A 16,571-nucleotide genomic window follows, 5' to 3' on the forward strand; every position below is an offset into this window, starting at 1 on the left:
GGAAAGGGGCCGAACGCCGCACACCGCGCCGCCGTACGAGCCGCAGGACCGCCCGGGGACGGCCGTAGGACACCCGTAGGGCCGTCAGGACGGCCGTATCACCCACTCGCCCTTGCGCATCACGCCCACCAGGTCGTACGCCTCGTCCAGCACCACCAGGTCCGCGTCCTTGCCCGGCTCCAGCGTGCCGACCCGGTCCGAAAGGCCCAGCAGCCGGGCCGGGTTGGTGGAGATGGCCCGGACGGTGTCGGTCAGCGACAGGCCGTCCAGCGTCACCGCCCGCTTGAACGCGGTGTCCAGGGTGAGGGTCGAGCCGGCGATCGAGCCGCCCTCGACCAGCCGGGCCACCCCGCGCAGCACCTCGACCTTCATCGGTCCCAGGTCGTACATGCCGTCACCGAAGCCGGCCGCGTCCATCGCGTCGGTGATGAAGGCGACCCGGCCGGCGCCCGCGCTGCCGAAGGCGAGCCGCAGCACCGAGGGGTGCAGATGCGTGCCGTCGTTGATCAGCTCGACGGTGACCCGCTCGTCCTCCAGCAGCGCCACGATCGGTCCGGGCAGGCGGTGCTGGAGCGGCGGCATCGCGTTGAACAGATGGGTGGCCACCGTGGCCCCCGCGTCGATCGCCTCGCGGGTCTGCTCGTACGAGGCGTCGGTGTGCCCGACGGCGGCGATCACGCCGAGGTCGGCCAGCAGCCGCACCGACGCGATGCCGCCGGGCAGTTCGGTGGCCAGCGTGACCATCTTCACGGCGCCGCGCCCCGCTTCGACCAGCGCGCGGACCTCCGCCGGGTCGGGGTGGCGCAGCAGGCCCTCGTCGTGCGCGCCCTTGCGGCAGGGCGAGATGAAGGGGCCCTCGTAGTGGATGCCGGCGAGGTCGCCCTGCTCGACGAGTTCGGACAGCAGGGCCGCCTGCCGGGCCAGGACGCCCAGGTCGTTGGTGACCGTGGAGGCCACCAGTGTCGTGGTGCCGTGCTCGCGGTGGGTGCGCACCCCGGTGAGGATCTCCTCGGCGGTGCCGGAGGTGAAAGACGCGCCGCCGCCGCCGTGGTTGTGCAGGTCCACGAAGCCGGGGACGATCGTCCAGCCCCGCCCGGACAGGTCGAGCGTGGTGTGCGCCGGTCCGGCCGGCTCGTGGGCGGCGATCGAGGCGCCCTCGACCGTCAGCGGGCGGTCCTCGGCCACACCTGACGGCAGGACCACACGGGCACCCGCCAGCACCGTGCGCTGCGTTGTCGTTACCGGGGCCATCAGGCGGTTACCTCCAGGGAGATCAGATCCCAGGCGAGCAGGCCGGCGCCCAGGCATCCAGCGGTGTCCCCGAGCGCGGCGGGGACGAGGAGAGGAAGCTTCTGAAAGGTGATCCGGGCCTCCACGGCCGCCCGCAGCGGGCCGAAGAGCGTGTCGCCCGCCTCGGCGAGACCGCCGCCGATGATGAGCACCCGGGGGTCCAGCAGGGTGAGACCGGTGACCAGTCCGTCGGCGAGCGCGTCGACCGCCTCGCCCCAGACCGCCGCCGCCCGCGGGTCGCCGGCCTCGACGGCCCGCGCGCAGTCGGCCGCGTCCGCCGCCGGGTCGCCGCAGGCCGCCGCCCAGGTGCGGGAGACCGCCGCGGCGGAGGCGTAGGCCTCCAGGCAGCCGGACTGCCCGCAGCCGCACTCCCGGCCGCCGGGCCGGACCACGATGTGGCCGATCTCGCCCGCGTAGCCGTGCGCGCCCGCCTCGATCCGGCCGTCGATGCCGATGGCGCCGGCGATGCCGGTGCCCAGCGGCATGAACAGGAAGCGGTCGGCGCCGTTCCCCGCGCCGATCCGGCCCTCGGCGAGCCCGCCGGCCCGTACGTCGTGCCCCAGGGCGACCGGTACGCCGCCGAGCCGCTCGGAGAGCAGCGCCCGCAGCGGAACGTCCTTCCAGTGCAGGTTGGCGGCGTAGACGGCGATGCCGTTCGCCTCGTCGACGATGCCGGGGACGGCGAGTCCGGCGGCCGCCGCGGTCTCGCCGAACGCGGCGATCCCGTGCTCGCGCAACTCGGCGGCGAAGTCGAGGATGGTGGTGACCACCGCGTCGGGTCCGCGTTCCCGGCCGGTGGGGCGGCGTGCCTCATGGAGCAGGGTGCCGTCCGCGGCGACCAGGGCGGCCTTCATCCCGGTGCCGCCCACATCGAGGGCGATGACATGTCTCACGGGGGACAGTCTCGCGGTTAACCCCGGTAAAGGTCTAGTCCACTCCGCCGCAAAGATCGATCATCCGGTGGAATTCGGAACTGGCGGCCCACCAGGGCGGAACCCGATGCCGAAGCGATATCACGCATGGTGTAGACCTTGGCTAAAGATGTGGGGAAGACTCGGCGCTTCCAAGTAGGCGGTACACAACGCAGTACGCCAGTACTTCAAAAGGCGGTAGAACGGTGCAGCGGCGACTTCTCGGACTGGCGGCGGTCGGCGTCACGTCCGTCATGGCAATGAGCACGCTCAGCGCGTGCGGCAACAGCAATCCGCTGAGCGGGGACGTCACTTTGCACCTCGTGGCCGCCGACTACGGCGACCCCAAGACCGGCAACAGCTCCCAGACCTACTGGAACGACCTGGTGAGCGCCTTCGAACAGAAGAACCCGCACATCAAGGTGCAGGTGGATGTGCTGAGTTGGGACGTCGTGGACGACACGGTGGCCAAGATGGTCAAGGCCGGCAAGGCGCCCGACATCGCGCAGATCGGCTCGTACGCGGCCTACGCCGCCCAGGACCAGCTCTACACCGCCGACGAACTGTTCACCGTCAGCGAGCAGGCGGACTTCATCCCCTCGCTGGTGACCGCCGGTTCGGTGGACCGTGTGCAGTACGGCATACCGTGGGTGTCCAACTCACGGATGTTCTTCTACAACAAGAAGCTCTTCAAGAGCGCCGGCATCAAGAATGCCCCGAAGGACTGGGCGGACATCGAGAAGGACGCCGAGAAGCTCAAGGCGAACGGCGTACCGGTCCCGTACGGACTGCCGCTGGGGCCCGAAGAGGCCCAGGCCGAGGCGCTGATGTGGATGCTCGGCGCCAACGGCGGCTACACCAGCCAGGCCGGCGGCTACACCCTGGACTCCCCGGAGAACGTCACCGCGCTCACCTGGGTCAAGCAGCACCTCGTCGACAAGGGCCTGGTCCAGTCCGGCGACCCGGCCAAGACCAACCGCGCCGACATCTTCACCGACTTCCTGGCCGGCAAGGCCGGCATGGTCATGGGCCACCCGACGCTGCTCACCCAGGCGCAGGCCGCCCACATGGACGTCGGCGTCGTGCCGCTGCCCGGCGAGACCGGTCCCAGCACCAACACGCTGGGCGTCGCCGACTGGATGATGGCCTTCAAGCAGAACGGCAAGAAGGCGGCCGACGGCAAGTTCCTGCAGTACGTCTTCCAGGAGCAGAACTCGGTCAAGTTCCTGGACGAGTACGGTCTGCTGCCGGTGACCACCAGCGCCTCGCAGGCCATGCGGGTGTCTCCCAAGGACAAGCAGCTGGTCAAGTTCCTCGACCTGCTGCCCGACGCCATCTTCTACCCGGTCAACAAGACCTCGTGGGGACCGCTCAGCGCCGAGGTCAAGACGGGCATCGGCCAGGCGATGCACGCGGACCCGAAGACGGTGCTGTCGAAGCTGCAGAACAGCGCGACATCGCTGGACGCGGCCAGCAACAAGACGCCCTCCTAGGACGTTGTCACGTCGTCAGGTGCACCGGGACGGACGGCGCGACCGACGGCGGGATCGACGGCGGGATCGACGGCGGGAGTGACGGCGCAAGTGATGGATCGTCGGGCGGGGCGGGTGGGGCCGGTGGAACGCGCGGAGCTCTCCGAACGCGACCGCGCGGTGCTGGACATCGCCGGCCGCGCCTTCACCGGCCCCGGCCCCCGGGAGCGGGCGGTGCGCGAGCGGCTCGGCCTGTCGCCCACCGCCTACTTCCAGCTGCTGAACGCGCTGCTGGACGACCCGCGGGCCCTGGAATACGCCCCCGGGCTCGTCAACCGGCTGCGCAGGGAGCGGGAGCGGCTGCGGGACGAGCGCTGAGCCCTTCCCGGTGCCCTGTCCCGGCGCCGGCCCGCGCTTTCTCCGGGTTGGCGCGGGCATATGACCGTACGCCGGGCGTGCGCCCGCCCCGCGCGGGTAGGGTCGGATCCATGGCCTCCGCCGACATCCCCACGCCCCGTACGCCCGAGGGGAAGGAAGGGCTCGCCGCGCTGCTCGCGCGACCCGAACGAGCCGTGATCGCCCTCGACTTCGACGGCACCCTCGCGCCCATCGTGCCCGACCCCGAGCAGGCCAGGGCCCACCCGGGCGTGGTCCCCGCGCTGGTCCGGCTGGCCCCGCGGGTGGCCGCGATCGCCGTCGTCACCGGCCGCCCGGCGGGTGTCGCGGTTCGCTACGGCGGTTTCGCCGGCGTCCCCGGCCTGGACCACCTGGTGGTCCTCGGCCACTACGGCGCCGAGCGCTGGGACGCCCACACCGGCGATGTCCGAGCCCCCGGCGCCCACCCGGCGGTCACCGCCGTCCGGGCCGAACTCCCGGGCTTCCTGGACCGCAACGGCGCCTGGCGCGGCACCTGGATCGAGGACAAGGGCGGCCGGGCGGTCGCCGTCCACACCCGCCGCACCGAAGACCCCGACGCCGCCTTCGAGGCGCTGCGGGCGCCGCTGGCCGAACTCGCCGCGTCCCACGGCCTCATGGTCGAACCCGGCCGCTACGTCCTGGAGCTGCGCCCGCCCGGCATGGACAAGGGCGTCGCGCTCGCGGCCTACCTGGGCGAGACCGACGCGGCCAGCGTCCTCTACGCCGGCGACGACCTCGGCGACCTGGCCGCCTTCGCCGCCGTCACCAGCCTGCGCGGCCACGGTCTGCCCGGCCTGCTGGTCGCCAGCGTGGCCACCTCGGAGTCCCCCCAGGAGCTGATCGACCGCTCCGACCTCACCGTCCCCGGCCCCGAGGGCCTGGTCGCCCTGCTGGACGCGCTGGCGGACGCGCTGGAATAGCCCGCCGGCTGTTCCGGCTAGTCGCCGAGCGCGTGCAGCTGGTCCAGGAACCAGCGGGACGGCGGCAGGGCGGTGGCCGCGTCGGCGAGGCGCTTGGTGCGGTCTGCGCGGTCCGCGTCGGGCAGCGTCAGACCGGTGTGCAGCGCGGCGGCGGTGGCCCGGATGTCGTACGGATTGACGGTGATCGCGTGCCGGCCCATCTCCTCGTAGGCGCCGGCCTCGCGGGACAGCACCAGGGCCACCCCGTTGTCCGAGACCACCGGGACTTCCTTGGCCACCAGATTCATCCCGTCCCTGATCGGGTTGACCAGGGCCACGTCGGCGAGGCGGTAGGCGGCCAGCGAGCGGGCGAAGTCGTCGTCGACCCGCAGCAGCACCGGGGTCCAGTCGAGCGTGCCGTAGTCGGTGTTGATGGCCTCGGCGACGCGGGAGACCTCGGCGGTGTACTCGCGGTACAGCGCGAGATCCTGCCGGGACGGGTAGGCGAAGGCGATGTGGACGACGCGGCCGCGCCAATCGGGGTGGTCGTCCAGCAACTGGCGGTAGGCGAGCAGACCCCGGACGATGTTCTTGGACAGCTCGGTACGGTCCACCCGCACGATCAGCTTGCGGCCCGGCCCGGTCTCGGCGCGCAGCGTCTCCATCCAGTCGGCCACGTCCGGCCGGTGGGCCCGCTCCCGCAGGAAGTCGCCGTCCGCGCCGAGTCCGTGCACCCCCAGCCGGGTGGTGCGGCCCCGCCAGGAAACCTCCAGCCCATCCGCCGAAAGAGTGGCTCCCAGCACCGAGACGCAGCACGCGGCGAAGGCGTCCGCCCACCGGCGGGTCAGGAAGGCGGCCCGGTCGGCGCCCAGGATGCCGGCCAGCAGCTCTTCCGCCACGTCGTCCGGCAGCAGCCGGAAGTAGTCCGGCGGCGCCCACGGGGTGTGGCTGAAGTGCCCGATCCGCAGGTCCGGGCGGCGCTCACGGAGCATCGCCGGGACCAGCGACAGGTGGTAGTCCTGTACCAGCACGGCGGCGCCCTCGGCCGCCTCCTGCGCCAGCGCGTCCGCGAAGGCCGCGTTGTAGGCCTCGAAGGAGGCCCACTGGCCGCGGAAGTCCTCATCGAAGACCGGCTCCACCGGGGTCTGGTAGAGCATGTGGTGGACGAACCACAGCACCGAGTTCGCGATCCCGTTGTACGCCGCCTCGAATGTCAGCGGGTCGACCGCGATCATCCGCGAGCCGTCCTCGCCGACCCCCTCCCGTACGGCCTCCCGGTCGCCGTCGGACAGCGCCGCGCACACCCACACTGCGTCGGCGTCCGGCCCGATGGCACTCAGCCCCGACACCAGGCCCCCGCCACCGCGCCGGCTGCTCAGCGTGCCGTCCTCACGGAGGGTGTACGAGACCGGGCCGCGGTTGGAGGCGACCAGAATCCGGGCAGCGTGCTGCGTTCCGACCATGCGGCGAGCCTAGCCAGGCACGCCGTGCCTCAAACCAACCCCCCTGGCATGTCCGCGCCTTTCTTCCCCCGGGGCTGCGCTTCCGTCCTGCCTGGTCGCCCCCTACCCGGCCCCCGGGCCAGCCCCTGGCACCGGGGGCCGGCCCGGAGCCCCGGCCGCGGGTCCGCGGTGGCCTCGTCGCCCTCGGGGGCAGGGGGGAGGGACAACGCGCCCCGTCAGGGGCGCGGGGAACTGCGCGAGCGGCCACGACGTGCCGGCACGGGCACAACGACGGTCAGTGCCCCGGCGCGGGGGCGCGGGCTGCTCCCGGGCGGGGGAACGGCCCCGTCAGGGGCGCGGGGAACTGCGCGAGCGGCCACGAGGGGCCCGCACCCGTAGAACGGCCGGAAGGGCCGGCGCCGGGCCCGGTCAAGCCGCACGCCGTGCCACGTACTCGCCGATCTCCAGCATCGGCGGCCGCTCCTGCGTATCCACCGAATGGGTGCGCGGCACGAACCCCTCCTCGCTCACCCGGTCGAACTGCGTCAGCCGGGGGCGGACCAGGTGGCCGCGGGAGAGGCGGTGCTGGGCGGTGTGGTAGATCGTCGCGGCCATCCGGCCCAGCGCCTGGCCGTCCTGGTGGCGGTGGTGCCGCTCTCCCACGTCGACCTGGGCCATCGCGTCCAGGCCGACCAGATCCAGCGCGTCCACCAGCATGCCCAGCTCCACGCCGTAGCCGACCGGGAAGGGCAGCTGCTCCAGCAGCGAGCGGCGGGCCGCGTACTCCCCGCCCAGCGGCTGGACGAAGCCGGCCAGCCGCGGCCAGTGCAGATTCAGCAGCGGGCGCGCGACCAGCTCGGTGACCCGGCCGCCCCCGGCCGCCACCACCTCGCCGCCGGTCTCCAGCGGCCGGTCGTACATCGCCTTGACCAGGCCGATCGCGGGATCGGTGAGCAGCGGCCCGACGATGCCCGACACGAACCGGGTGTCGAACTCCCGCAGGTCCGCGTCGATGAAGCAGACGATCTCACCGCTGGTGACCAGCAGTGACCGCCACAGCACCTCACCCTTGCCGGCCACGGCCGGCAGCCGCGGCAGGATCGCGTCCCGCCGCACCACCCGCGCGCCGGCCTGCGCGGCCACCTGGGCCGTACGGTCGTCGGAGGCGGAGTCGACCACCACCAGCTCGTCCACCAGCGGGACCTCCGGCGTCATCAGGTCGCGCCGGATCGCGGCGACGATCGCGCCGACCGTCGCCTCCTCGTTCAGCGCGGGCAGCACCACGCTGATCGTGCCCCACTGACCCGCCGCGCGTTTGGCGGCCAGCAGCAGATCAAGAGGCCGGTCGTCCGCCGACCACGACCGGTGCGCCAGCCAGCGCTCCACTTCATCGAGCACGTGCGCTTCTCCCTGCCGGAGTGAAACCCGGTTGTGATGCCCGGTTGCGGTGCCCGGTGCGACTCCGTCCGACCCATCTCGCGGTACGGACGCGACGCTCGGACACGACACTTCTCAGTTACAGTCTTGAGCAACACGTACGGTCCTCGCATCCCGGGGCCGCCGTACAAGAACGACAAATGCCCGGATCACCGCGTCCGGTGCCATACCGCTCATCCAGAGGGGCAGAGGGAACGGCCCGTTGAAGCCCCGGCAACCCTCCCGCCGACCGCGAGGTCACACGGTGGGGAAGGTGCCAATTCCGTCTCGTGGCGACGTACGCCACGGGGAAGATGAGGAGAAAGGGCCTCGCCGACATGGCTGTGCAAACCGTCGCCAGCACCTACGACACCCCCTCCACCCCGCGCCCCTTCGGGCCGGCCGCGGCGCTGTCCTGCCGGGAATGCGGCACCCGCTTCCCGCTCAGCCCGATCTTCGCCTGCCAGGAATGTTTCGGCCCGCTCGAAGTGGCCTACGACCTGCCGCTGGGCGACCCCGAGGGCCTGCGCCGCCGGATCGAGGCCGGCCCTACCAGCATCTGGCGGTACGCGCCACTGCTCCCGGTGCCCGCCGACCTCGCCGACCGGCCCAATCTCAACCCGGGCTGGACCAAACTCGTCAAGGCCGACAATCTCGCCCGCGAACTGGGCATCACCGGCGGCCTGTACGTCAAGGACGACTCCGGCAACCCGACGCACTCCTTCAAGGACCGGGTCGTCGCGATCGCCCTGGAGGCCGCCCGCACCTTCGGCCTGACCACGCTGTCCTGCTCCTCCACCGGCAATCTGGCCGGCGCGGTGGGCGCCGCGGCGGCCCGCGCGGGGCTGCGCTCGTGCGTGTTCATCCCGCACGACCTGGAGGCCGGCAAGGTCGTCATGGCCGCGGTCTACGGCGGCCAACTGGTCGGCATCGAGGGCTCGTACGACGATGTGAACCGCTTCTGCTCGGAGCTGATCGGCGACCCGATCGGCGAGGGCTGGGGCTTCGTCAACGTCAACCTCCGCCCGTACTACGGCGAGGGCTCCAAGACCCTGGCCTACGAGATCGCCGAGCAGCTCGGCTGGCGGCTGCCGGACAACCTGGTCATCCCGATCGCCTCCGGCTCCCAGCTCACCAAGATCGACAAGGGCCTGCAGGAGCTGATCAAGCTCGGCCTGGTCGAGGACAAGCCCTACAAGATCTACGGCGCCCAGGCCGAGGGCTGCTCACCGGTGTCGGCGGCCTTCAAGGCCGGCCGGGACGTGGTCCGGCCGGTGAAGCCGGACACCATCGCCAAGTCGCTGGCGATCGGCAACCCGGCCGACGGGCCGTACGTCCTGGACATCACCCGGCGCACCGGCGGCGCGATCGAGGATGTCGACGACGCGCAGATCGTGGACGCGATCAAGCTGCTGGCCCGGACCGAGGGCATCTTCGGCGAGACGGCCGGCGGGGTGACCGTGGGCGTGCTGAGGAAGCTGATCGAGACCGGGCAGCTGGACCCGGCCGCCGAGACCGTCGTGCTGAACACCGGCGACGGACTGAAGACCCTGGACGCGGTGGCTCCGACCACCGGACCCACCGCCGTCATCCGCCCCACCGTTGCCGCGTTCCGAGAGGCTGGCCTCGCATGACCGCATCCGTTCGAATCCCGACCATTCTCCGTACCTACACCGGCGGCCAGGCGGAAGTGCCGGCCGAGGGCGCGACGCTGGCCGAGGTCATCACCTCGCTGGAGAGCAATCACTCCGGTATTTCGGCGCGTGTTCTCGACGACAGCGGAAAGCTCCGCCGTTTCGTGAACGTTTATGTCAACGACGACGATGTGCGTTTTTCCGAAGGGCTGGACACCGCGGTGCCGGACGGCGCCAGTGTCTCGATCATTCCCGCGGTCGCGGGCGGCTGAAACGGAACCGCCGCGTTTCTGTATGAAGCTCTGACGCGGATCTTTGGCGGACGTTGTCCGATCTTGCGCCCCGCTCACCCGCTGTGGTGGGCGGGGCGTCGCCGTGCCGGGGTGGCGCGGGGAGATAGTTGAAATGTTGTACAGTTGCCGGGGGCAAGTGAGTTGGGGCCGGCGCGGCCAGGTGCGGCGATTTATCGCCAAATTCACATGCGAATTTTCTGATTGGTCGGGTTTGTCCGGCCCGAGATGCCCCGTCTTATCGTTTTTTCCTGGGTTATTTCCGATGAGTCAGCCCCAGAATTCTCGTCCGATTGACCTGTTGCACTGGGCATCCGTGCAGATACATTCAGCCGCGGTCGACGCGTTCCGGCGCACACCTCCCAGGGCTCCCACCCGTCCACGGTAAGGGTCGCTCCGGAGGGTGAGGTCTGACCCGGGCCCGCGGAGTGCGGGGCTGCGATAGGGCCAGTAATAGGGGAGTTAGGAATGGCTCAGGGCACCGTCAAGTGGTTCAACGCGGAGAAGGGCTACGGCTTCATCGCGGTCGACGGTGGTGCGGATGTTTTCGTCCACTACAGCGCGATCCAGATGGACGGTTACCGCACCCTCGAAGAAGGCCAGCGAGTCGAGTTCGAGATCTCGCAGGGTCAGAAGGGGCCGCAGGCGGACATGGTCCGGCTGGCAGGCTGACATCCCGGCGCGTTCGACCATCGACGCGGCGTTCTCACGTTTTCTCACGCACGAAGGGCTCGCACCCGGCTAAGGGGGGTGCGGGCTCTTCGTGCGTCCCGCCCTCCGGGCCCGGCTCCCGGGCCGCTCCGCCCAGCCCCTCCCGGCGTCCCGCGACCACCGGCCGGTACTTGGCTGGCCGCGCAGTTCCCCGCGCCCCTACGGGGCCCAGGCCCAGGCCGACCGGAGCCTGGACTTACGGCTGCCGAGGGTTCGGCACCCGCCGGGCGCCGAAGGGGCGCGGGGAACTGCGCGGCCAGCGGACCACCGGCCGGTGGTCGCGGGACGGCCACGGGGGGCTGGGCGGGGCGGCCCGGTGCCGGTGCCGCTGTCCGGGCCCGCGGGGCCGGGCCGGGCCGGGCGGCTCCCGGAGCGGATCCTGGGCGCCGCGCGGGGTTCAACGCGCGGCGCCGCCCTCGGCGCTTGCACTCGCAGGGGTAGAGTGCTAATCATTGGCATTGGCACTCTCCTTGTGAGAGTGACAACTTGGACCGGGTCGGTGAGGCCCGCCCGGGCGTCGGGAAGGAACCGGCGGCCGGCTGGCCGTCCGTCGCGGGCGCCACACGGTCCGATCCACCGCCCCCCGCCTCGGTGGGGGAACCCCCAGTCCGCGGAGGACACTTCACCATGGCTAAGATCATCGCGTTCGACGAGGAGGCGCGGCGCGGACTCGAGCGCGGGATGAACCAGCTCGCCGACGCCGTCAAGGTCACCCTCGGCCCGAAGGGCCGCAACGTCGTCCTCGAGAAGAAGTGGGGCGCCCCCACGATCACCAACGATGGTGTTTCCATCGCCAAGGAGATCGAGCTCGAGGACCCGTACGAGAAGATCGGCGCCGAGCTGGTCAAGGAAGTCGCGAAGAAGACCGACGACGTCGCCGGAGACGGCACGACGACCGCGACCGTACTGGCCCAGGCCCTGGTCAAGGAAGGGCTGCGCAACGTAGCCGCCGGCGCCAACCCGATGGCCCTCAAGCGCGGCATCGAGAAGGCCGTCGAGGCCGTCTCCGCCGCCCTGCTGGAGCAGGCCAAGGACGTGGAGACCAAGGAGCAGATCGCTTCGACCGCCTCCATCTCCGCCGCTGACACCCAGATCGGCGAGCTGATCGCCGAGGCGATGGACAAGGTCGGCAAGGAAGGCGTCATCACGGTCGAGGAGTCGCAGACCTTCGGCCTGGAGCTCGAGCTCACCGAAGGCATGCGCTTCGACAAGGGCTTCATCTCCGCCTACTTCGCCACCGACCTGGAGCGTATGGAGGCGTCGCTCGACGACCCGTACATCCTGATCGTCAACTCCAAGATCTCCGCGGTGAAGGACCTGCTCCCGCTGCTGGAGAAGGTCATGCAGTCCGGCAAGCCGCTGCTGATCATCGCCGAGGACGTCGAGGGCGAGGCCCTGTCCACCCTGGTGGTCAACAAGATCCGTGGCACCTTCAAGTCCGTCGCCGTCAAGGCCCCGGGCTTCGGCGACCGCCGCAAGGCGATGCTGGGCGACATCGCGATCCTCACCGGCGGCACGGTCATCTCCGAAGAGGTCGGCCTCAAGCTGGAGAACGCGGGCCTGGACCTGCTCGGCCGCGCCCGCAAGGTCGTCATCACCAAGGACGAGACCACGATCGTGGACGGCTCCGGTGACACCGACCAGGTCGCCGGCCGGGTCAACCAGATCCGCGCCGAGATCGACAACAGCGACTCCGACTACGACCGCGAGAAGCTCCAGGAGCGTCTCGCCAAGCTGGCCGGCGGCGTGGCCGTCATCAAGGCCGGCGCGGCGACCGAGGTCGAGCTGAAGGAGCGCAAGCACCGCATCGAGGACGCGGTGCGCAACGCCAAGGCCGCCGTCGAGGAGGGCATCGTCGCCGGTGGTGGCGTCGCGCTGCTCCAGGCGACCGCCGTCTTCGACAAGCTGGAGCTGGAAGGCGACGAGGCCACTGGCGCCTCCATCGTCAAGCTGGCGCTCGAAGCCCCGCTGAAGCAGATCGCCATCAACGCCGGCCTCGAAGGCGGTGTCGTGGTCGAGAAGGTGCGCAACCTGACCCCGGGCCACGGCCTGAACGCCGCCACCGGCGAGTACGTCGACCTGATCGCCGAGGGCATCATCGACCCGGCCAAGGTCACCCGCTCCGCCCTGCAGAACGCGGCCTCCATCGCCGCGCTCTTCCTCACCACCGAGGCCGTCATCGCGGACAAGCCGGAGAAGGCCGCTCCGGCCGCTCCGGGTGGCATGCCCGGCGGTGACATGGACTTCTGATCCTCCGGGATCACCGTCCAGCACGCGCACGGAAGGCGGCGCCTTCTCCCTTCGCGGGGAGGAGGCGCCGCCTCCGCGTTGTCCCGGGCGCGTCGGCCTCGGCGCGCCCCGGCGCTCAGCGCGGGCGCAGCGCGCAGCGGTGGGCGAGGTAGTTGCCGAGGAAGCCCTCGGCGTCACCGGATTTGTACGCGTGGGCCACTCCGGTCAGCGTCGGGCCGGCCGAGGCGGGGGCGAGGCGCAGGGCCAGTGTCAGCAGCGGGCTGCTGATCCGGGCGTCGGCGGTGGGGAGCTGGAGCGGCAGGTCGGCCCGCAGGTCCCAGGCGCGGGAGGCCGTGGCCGTGCCCTCCGCCTGGTCGCCGTCCACCCGCAGTTCGATCCGGCCGGCCTCCCCGATCCGCAGCTCGACCGCCAACTCCCGCTCGGGCGCGCCGATCCGGCCCGTCCAACTGCCGGCCGGCAGCTCCAGCGGGCGGGCCGGGTCCGTGACCACCGACACGATCCACTCCTCCCGGAAGCCCGGGACCAGCTCGCCGAGCAGCCCGCGCAGGATCGCGTCCCGGGCCGCCTTGCTGGTCGAGTTGGTCAATACGGCCACCGACAACCGCTGTTCGGGTACCGCGACCACCATGACGGCGACCCCGCCACCGCCGCCGCTGTGATGGAGCAGCCGCGGGCCGCCAGCGGGGCCGGTCACGCTCCAGCCGAGACCGTAGCCCAGGTGTTCGTTCACCGGCAGCGCGTCGCGGACGGCGGCGGCCGTGCCCGGCTTCAGCAGCCGCTCGAAGTGCTGGGCGAAGAGGGCGAGTTCGGCGGCGGTGGCCCAGCCGAGGGTGGCGCCGGGATGCGGGCAGTCGTAGTCCGGGTACGGGCGGCCGTCGATCGTGTGCCGGACCGCCGTGGGCGCCGGGCCGGGGTAGTGCGGACCGAGATGGCAGCCGTCGAGCCCGAGCGGGCCGAACACCCGGTCCCGTACGGCCTCGCCCAGCGGCTGCCCGGTGGCGTCCGCCAGCAGCCGTCCGAGCACCCGGTAACCGAGATTGGCGTACTCGAAGCCGGAGCCGGGCTCGCGGTGGGCCACGGCGTAACGGTCGGCGTCGACGAGCGGGGCGCCGTCACCGTAGTCGAAGGTGTAGAAGGCGCCCAATCCGCCCTGGTGCTGGAGGAGTTGGCGGGGGGTGGGGCGGCGGTGACGCGATCCGAAGGAGGGCAGCAGCTCGCCGGGGACCGGGATGTCCAGATCCAGCAGGCCCTCGTCGGCGGCCCGGCAGACGGCGGTCGCGGTGATCGGCTTGGTGATGGAGCCGAGGGCGTAAGCGGTGGCGGGTGTCGCCGCCCGCCCGGTCGCGAGGTCGGCCTGCCCCCAGGCGCGGGCGAAGACGACCTCGCCGTCGGCGGCGAGGGCGACCGAGACGGAAGGGCAGCGGTGGGCGGCCAGCGCCTCGACGCAGAGGTCGTCCAGCCGCGCGGCATCCAGAAGCTCGGGCATGACGGCGGCCTTTCGGTCAGCGGGGGCGGGTCGGGGCCGGCCCGGACGGCGCCGGTCGCTTCGGGACGGCCCCGGTCCGGTCGCCGCAGGTCGTGTCCGGTCGAACCCCGTCGAGTCCGTTCGTGTCCGGTCGAGCTCGATCGAACTCGGAGGGAAAACCGTCCGCTCCGGTCACGTGTGGTCCCGCCGAGTCTGCCCTACGGCCGGGCGGCCGACTCCAGCGCCTGGCGGAGGTGGCCGGCCGAGGCGGTCAGCAGGCGGCTGGCGGTGGCGGCGTCGACGTGGGCGAGCAAGGTCAGAATCGCCGGTTTGACCTCGCCGTCGGTGGCGGTGAGCGCCGCTTCGATCGCGGCGTCCCCCGCTCCCGTCGCGAGGGCCACGATCCGGCGCGAGCGGGCCCGCAGCTTCTCGTTGGAGGCGCGGACGTCGACCATCAGACTGCCGTAGGTCTTGCCGAGCCGGATCATGGTGATGGTCGACAGCATGTTGAGCACGAGCTTCTGCGCGGTGCCGGACTTCAACCGGGTCGAGCCGACGACCAGTTCGGGCCCCACCACGACCTCGATGCCGTGGTCGGCGGCGGCGGCCAGCGGGGAGTCCGCGTTGCAGGACAGCCCGACCGTCAGCGCGCCCACGGACCGCGCGTACTCCACCGCGCCCAGCGCGTACGGGGTGCGGCCGGAGGCCGAGACGCCCACCACGGAGTCCTCCGGCGTGAGATCCAGCGCCTTGAGGTCGGCTGCGGCGAACTCCCTGCTGTCCTCGGCCCCTTCGACCGAGATGACCATCGCCTCGGGACCGCCCGCGATCAGCCCCACCACCTCGCGCCCCGGTGTGGTGTTGAAGGTCGGCGGGCACTCGCTCGCGTCGAGCACGCCGAGCCGCCCGGCGGTGCCGGCGCCCGCGTAGATCAGCCGGCCGCCGCGCGCCATCCGGTCGGCGATCGCGTCGATGGCCGCGGCGATCTCGGGGAGCCGGCCGGCCACCGCCGCCGGCACGGTGGCGTCCTCCGCGTTCATGGTCCGGGCGATCTCCAGGGTGGAGAGCCGGTCGATCTCGGCGAGCTCGGGCCGGAACGCCTCGGTGGTCAGCGTCTCCAACTCGCGGCGCAGCTCGGTGTACTGGGTCATCAGCGGTTCGTTCATCCTTCGTGCGGTGGGGCGTTACGGAGTTACGGCGTTACGCGCGGCCGGCCCGCGGGGTGTGCCGGTGCGCCAGCGCCTCGTACGACGCCGACAGCGCCGGTGCGGCCGCCTCGTAGGTGCGCTGGGCGACACCGATGAACAGGCAGTCCACCACGAGGAGTTGCCCGGTCCGGCTGGACATCGCGGCGGGCCGCAGTTCGCTCTCCCGGGAGGTCGCGGTGGTGAGCACCACGTCCGCGTACTGGGTGACCGTGCCGTCGGCCCGTCCGGTGATGGCGACGGTGGTGGCGCCGACGTCGAAGGCGGCCCGCAGCGGGTCCACCACGTCGTGTGTGCTGCCGGAGTGGGTGATCGCCAACGCCACGTCGCCGGGACGCAGTTGTACGGCGTTGGTGACCGCCAGGTGCGGGTCCGCGTGGGCGTGCGCTATCAGCCCGATCCGCAGCAGCTTCTGCGCCAGGTCCTGGCCGACCAGGCTGGAGGCGCCCACGCCGTAGACATCGATCCGCCGGGCCGCCGCCAACGCGGCCACCGCGGCCTCCAGTTGCGTCATGTCCAGCTGGGCGGCGGTGTCGGCGAGGGTGTGCTGCTCCTCCATCGCGAGCTTGGTGACCACATCGGCGAGTGGGTCGTCCACGGCGATGTCGGCGGTGACGGCCGGCGCCGCGCCGGTGGCCTGCTGGGCGGCGAGCGCGGCCAGGGCGAGCCGCAGGTCCCGGTAGCCGGGATAGCCGAGCAGCCGGGCGGTACGGACCACGGTGGCCTCGCTCGTCCCGGTGCGGACGGCGAGCGCGGTGACGGTCAGCCGGGCGCAGCCGGCCGGGTCGCCCGCGACCGCGTCGGCCACCCGCTGCATGGAGCGGGTCATGGACGGCGCGACGGTGCGGACCTTGGCGGCGAGGGCCCCCGGGTCGGGGGTCGTGACGGGGGCGCCGGGTGTGCCGGGCGCGCCGGAGGGGGCGCGGACGCTCGGGGAGAAAGTTTCCTTCACGCTGTAGGTCACGCTCTGAAAGGTATTTTCAGGGCGTGGCGGCGTCAAGGGTCCGCTCGGGGGAGAGGGGGCGGGGCCGCGCCCATGAAGCCATGGGGCGGGCGCTCTCGCCGGCGCCCGGGCGGCCTCACGGCGGTCCGGGCCGCCCCGGGACCGGCCGGATCCGGCCGTCCGCTCCCGTCCCGGTCCGTAACCGCGCGGGCTTGCGACAATGGAA

At 72.0% G+C, this 16,571-nt stretch carries 14 protein-coding genes and 1 riboswitch; of the genes, 7 read left to right on the top strand and 7 right to left on the bottom strand.

Going from position 1 to position 16,571, the window contains the following annotated elements; translation table 11 throughout:
* Window positions 1-84 precede the first annotated feature (84 nt).
* Both nagA and ACFO3J_RS19100 read right to left on the bottom strand, forming a co-directional pair.
* Entirely contained in the window at window positions 85-1,251 is a 1,167-nt protein-coding gene (gene nagA, locus ACFO3J_RS19095) for an N-acetylglucosamine-6-phosphate deacetylase (protein ID WP_386430657.1), read from the bottom strand.
* On the bottom strand, window positions 1,251-2,183 hold the full coding sequence (locus tag ACFO3J_RS19100) for an ROK family protein (RefSeq protein ID WP_386430658.1): 933 nt from the start codon (window positions 2,181-2,183) through the stop codon (window positions 1,251-1,253). Before ACFO3J_RS19100 ends, nagA begins: the two co-directional genes overlap by 1 nt.
* Window positions 2,184-2,461: 278 nt before the next feature.
* Here ACFO3J_RS19100 and ACFO3J_RS19105 point away from each other — a divergent pair, with 278 nt between their 5' ends.
* The 3 genes from ACFO3J_RS19105 (at window position 2,462) to otsB (ending at window position 5,010) form a co-directional block, all read left to right on the top strand.
* Window positions 2,462-3,694 carry an extracellular solute-binding protein gene (locus ACFO3J_RS19105; RefSeq protein ID WP_386430659.1) on the top strand — a complete coding sequence of 411 codons (1,233 nt, stop codon included), beginning with the start codon at window positions 2,462-2,464 and terminating at the stop codon, window positions 3,692-3,694.
* A gap of 123 nt (window positions 3,695-3,817) precedes the next feature.
* Window positions 3,818-4,051: a DUF3263 domain-containing protein gene (locus ACFO3J_RS19110; RefSeq protein ID WP_386430660.1), complete on the top strand. Its 234-nt coding sequence runs from the start codon at window positions 3,818-3,820 to the stop codon at window positions 4,049-4,051.
* A 110-nt stretch (window positions 4,052-4,161) separates the two neighbouring features.
* Window positions 4,162-5,010: a trehalose-phosphatase gene (gene otsB / locus ACFO3J_RS19115; protein WP_386430661.1), complete on the top strand. Its 849-nt coding sequence runs from the start codon at window positions 4,162-4,164 to the stop codon at window positions 5,008-5,010.
* A 17-nt stretch (window positions 5,011-5,027) separates the two neighbouring features.
* Here the strand turns inward: otsB and ACFO3J_RS19120 are convergent, their stop codons facing one another.
* Both ACFO3J_RS19120 and ACFO3J_RS19125 read right to left on the bottom strand, forming a co-directional pair.
* Window positions 5,028-6,452, bottom strand: coding sequence for an alpha,alpha-trehalose-phosphate synthase (UDP-forming) (locus tag ACFO3J_RS19120; protein WP_386430662.1), 1,425 nt, complete (start codon window positions 6,450-6,452; stop codon window positions 5,028-5,030).
* 408 nt (window positions 6,453-6,860) lie between these two features.
* A complete protein-coding gene (locus ACFO3J_RS19125; RefSeq protein WP_386430663.1) occupies window positions 6,861-7,829 on the bottom strand; it encodes a glucosyl-3-phosphoglycerate synthase in 969 nt (322 codons plus the stop codon).
* A gap of 209 nt (window positions 7,830-8,038) precedes the next feature.
* A riboswitch (SAM riboswitch) is annotated at window positions 8,039-8,168 on the top strand.
* A gap of 17 nt (window positions 8,169-8,185) precedes the next feature.
* Here ACFO3J_RS19125 and thrC point away from each other — a divergent pair.
* From thrC to groL, 4 genes are all read left to right on the top strand, one after another.
* Window positions 8,186-9,481, top strand: a complete 1,296-nt coding sequence (gene thrC / locus ACFO3J_RS19130; protein WP_386430664.1) for a threonine synthase — start codon at window positions 8,186-8,188, stop codon at window positions 9,479-9,481.
* Complete coding sequence (locus tag ACFO3J_RS19135; RefSeq protein WP_386430665.1) at window positions 9,478-9,753, top strand: MoaD/ThiS family protein; 276 nt, start codon at window positions 9,478-9,480, stop codon at window positions 9,751-9,753. The genes thrC and ACFO3J_RS19135 overlap by 4 nt, the downstream gene beginning before the upstream one ends.
* A 486-nt stretch (window positions 9,754-10,239) precedes the next feature.
* Complete coding sequence (locus ACFO3J_RS19140; RefSeq protein WP_009339379.1) at window positions 10,240-10,443, top strand: cold-shock protein; 204 nt, start codon at window positions 10,240-10,242, stop codon at window positions 10,441-10,443.
* A 666-nt stretch (window positions 10,444-11,109) separates the two neighbouring features.
* The gene (gene groL, locus ACFO3J_RS19145; protein WP_386430666.1) at window positions 11,110-12,732 is read left to right on the top strand and encodes a chaperonin GroEL; all 1,623 of its coding nucleotides are present in this window, start codon (window positions 11,110-11,112) and stop codon (window positions 12,730-12,732) included.
* Window positions 12,733-12,847: 115 nt separating this feature from the next.
* On the opposite strand, the gene ACFO3J_RS19150 is transcribed toward groL, so the two are convergent.
* The 3 genes from ACFO3J_RS19150 to ACFO3J_RS19160 all read right to left on the bottom strand — a co-directional run bounded on the left by ACFO3J_RS19150 (window position 12,848) and on the right by ACFO3J_RS19160 (window position 16,366).
* Window positions 12,848-14,218, bottom strand: coding sequence for a serine hydrolase domain-containing protein (locus ACFO3J_RS19150; protein ID WP_386430667.1), 1,371 nt, complete (start codon window positions 14,216-14,218; stop codon window positions 12,848-12,850).
* Between the two features lie 197 nt (window positions 14,219-14,415).
* On the bottom strand, window positions 14,416-15,363 hold the full coding sequence (murQ, locus tag ACFO3J_RS19155; RefSeq protein WP_386430668.1) for an N-acetylmuramic acid 6-phosphate etherase: 948 nt from the start codon (window positions 15,361-15,363) through the stop codon (window positions 14,416-14,418).
* Window positions 15,364-15,397: 34 nt separating this feature from the next.
* Complete coding sequence (locus ACFO3J_RS19160; protein WP_386430669.1) at window positions 15,398-16,366, bottom strand: MurR/RpiR family transcriptional regulator; 969 nt, start codon at window positions 16,364-16,366, stop codon at window positions 15,398-15,400.
* Window positions 16,367-16,571: the final 205 nt, after the last annotated feature.

This window comes from Streptomyces polygonati (assembly GCF_042650325.1).
GTDB lineage: Bacteria > Actinomycetota > Actinomycetes > Streptomycetales > Streptomycetaceae > Actinacidiphila > Actinacidiphila polygonati.

Bases quoted from the DNA above. Each gene is read 5' to 3' on its own strand.
- murQ (WP_386430668.1), bottom strand. From the start codon at position 15,363: ATGAACGAACCGCTGATGACCCAGTACACCGAGCTGCGCCGCGAGTTG.
- ACFO3J_RS19105 (WP_386430659.1), top strand. From the start codon at position 2,462: ATGAGCACGCTCAGCGCGTGCGGCAACAGCAATCCGCTGAGCGGGGAC.
- otsB (WP_386430661.1), top strand. From the start codon at position 4,162: ATGGCCTCCGCCGACATCCCCACGCCCCGTACGCCCGAGGGGAAGGAA.
- ACFO3J_RS19150 (WP_386430667.1), bottom strand. From the start codon at position 14,218: ATGCCCGAGCTTCTGGATGCCGCGCGGCTGGACGACCTCTGCGTCGAG.
- groL (WP_386430666.1), top strand. From the start codon at position 11,110: ATGGCTAAGATCATCGCGTTCGACGAGGAGGCGCGGCGCGGACTCGAG.
- ACFO3J_RS19140 (WP_009339379.1), top strand. From the start codon at position 10,240: ATGGCTCAGGGCACCGTCAAGTGGTTCAACGCGGAGAAGGGCTACGGC.
- nagA (WP_386430657.1), bottom strand. From the start codon at position 1,251: ATGGCCCCGGTAACGACAACGCAGCGCACGGTGCTGGCGGGTGCCCGT.
- ACFO3J_RS19135 (WP_386430665.1), top strand. From the start codon at position 9,478: ATGACCGCATCCGTTCGAATCCCGACCATTCTCCGTACCTACACCGGC.
- ACFO3J_RS19120 (WP_386430662.1), bottom strand. From the start codon at position 6,452: ATGGTCGGAACGCAGCACGCTGCCCGGATTCTGGTCGCCTCCAACCGC.
- thrC (WP_386430664.1), top strand. From the start codon at position 8,186: ATGGCTGTGCAAACCGTCGCCAGCACCTACGACACCCCCTCCACCCCG.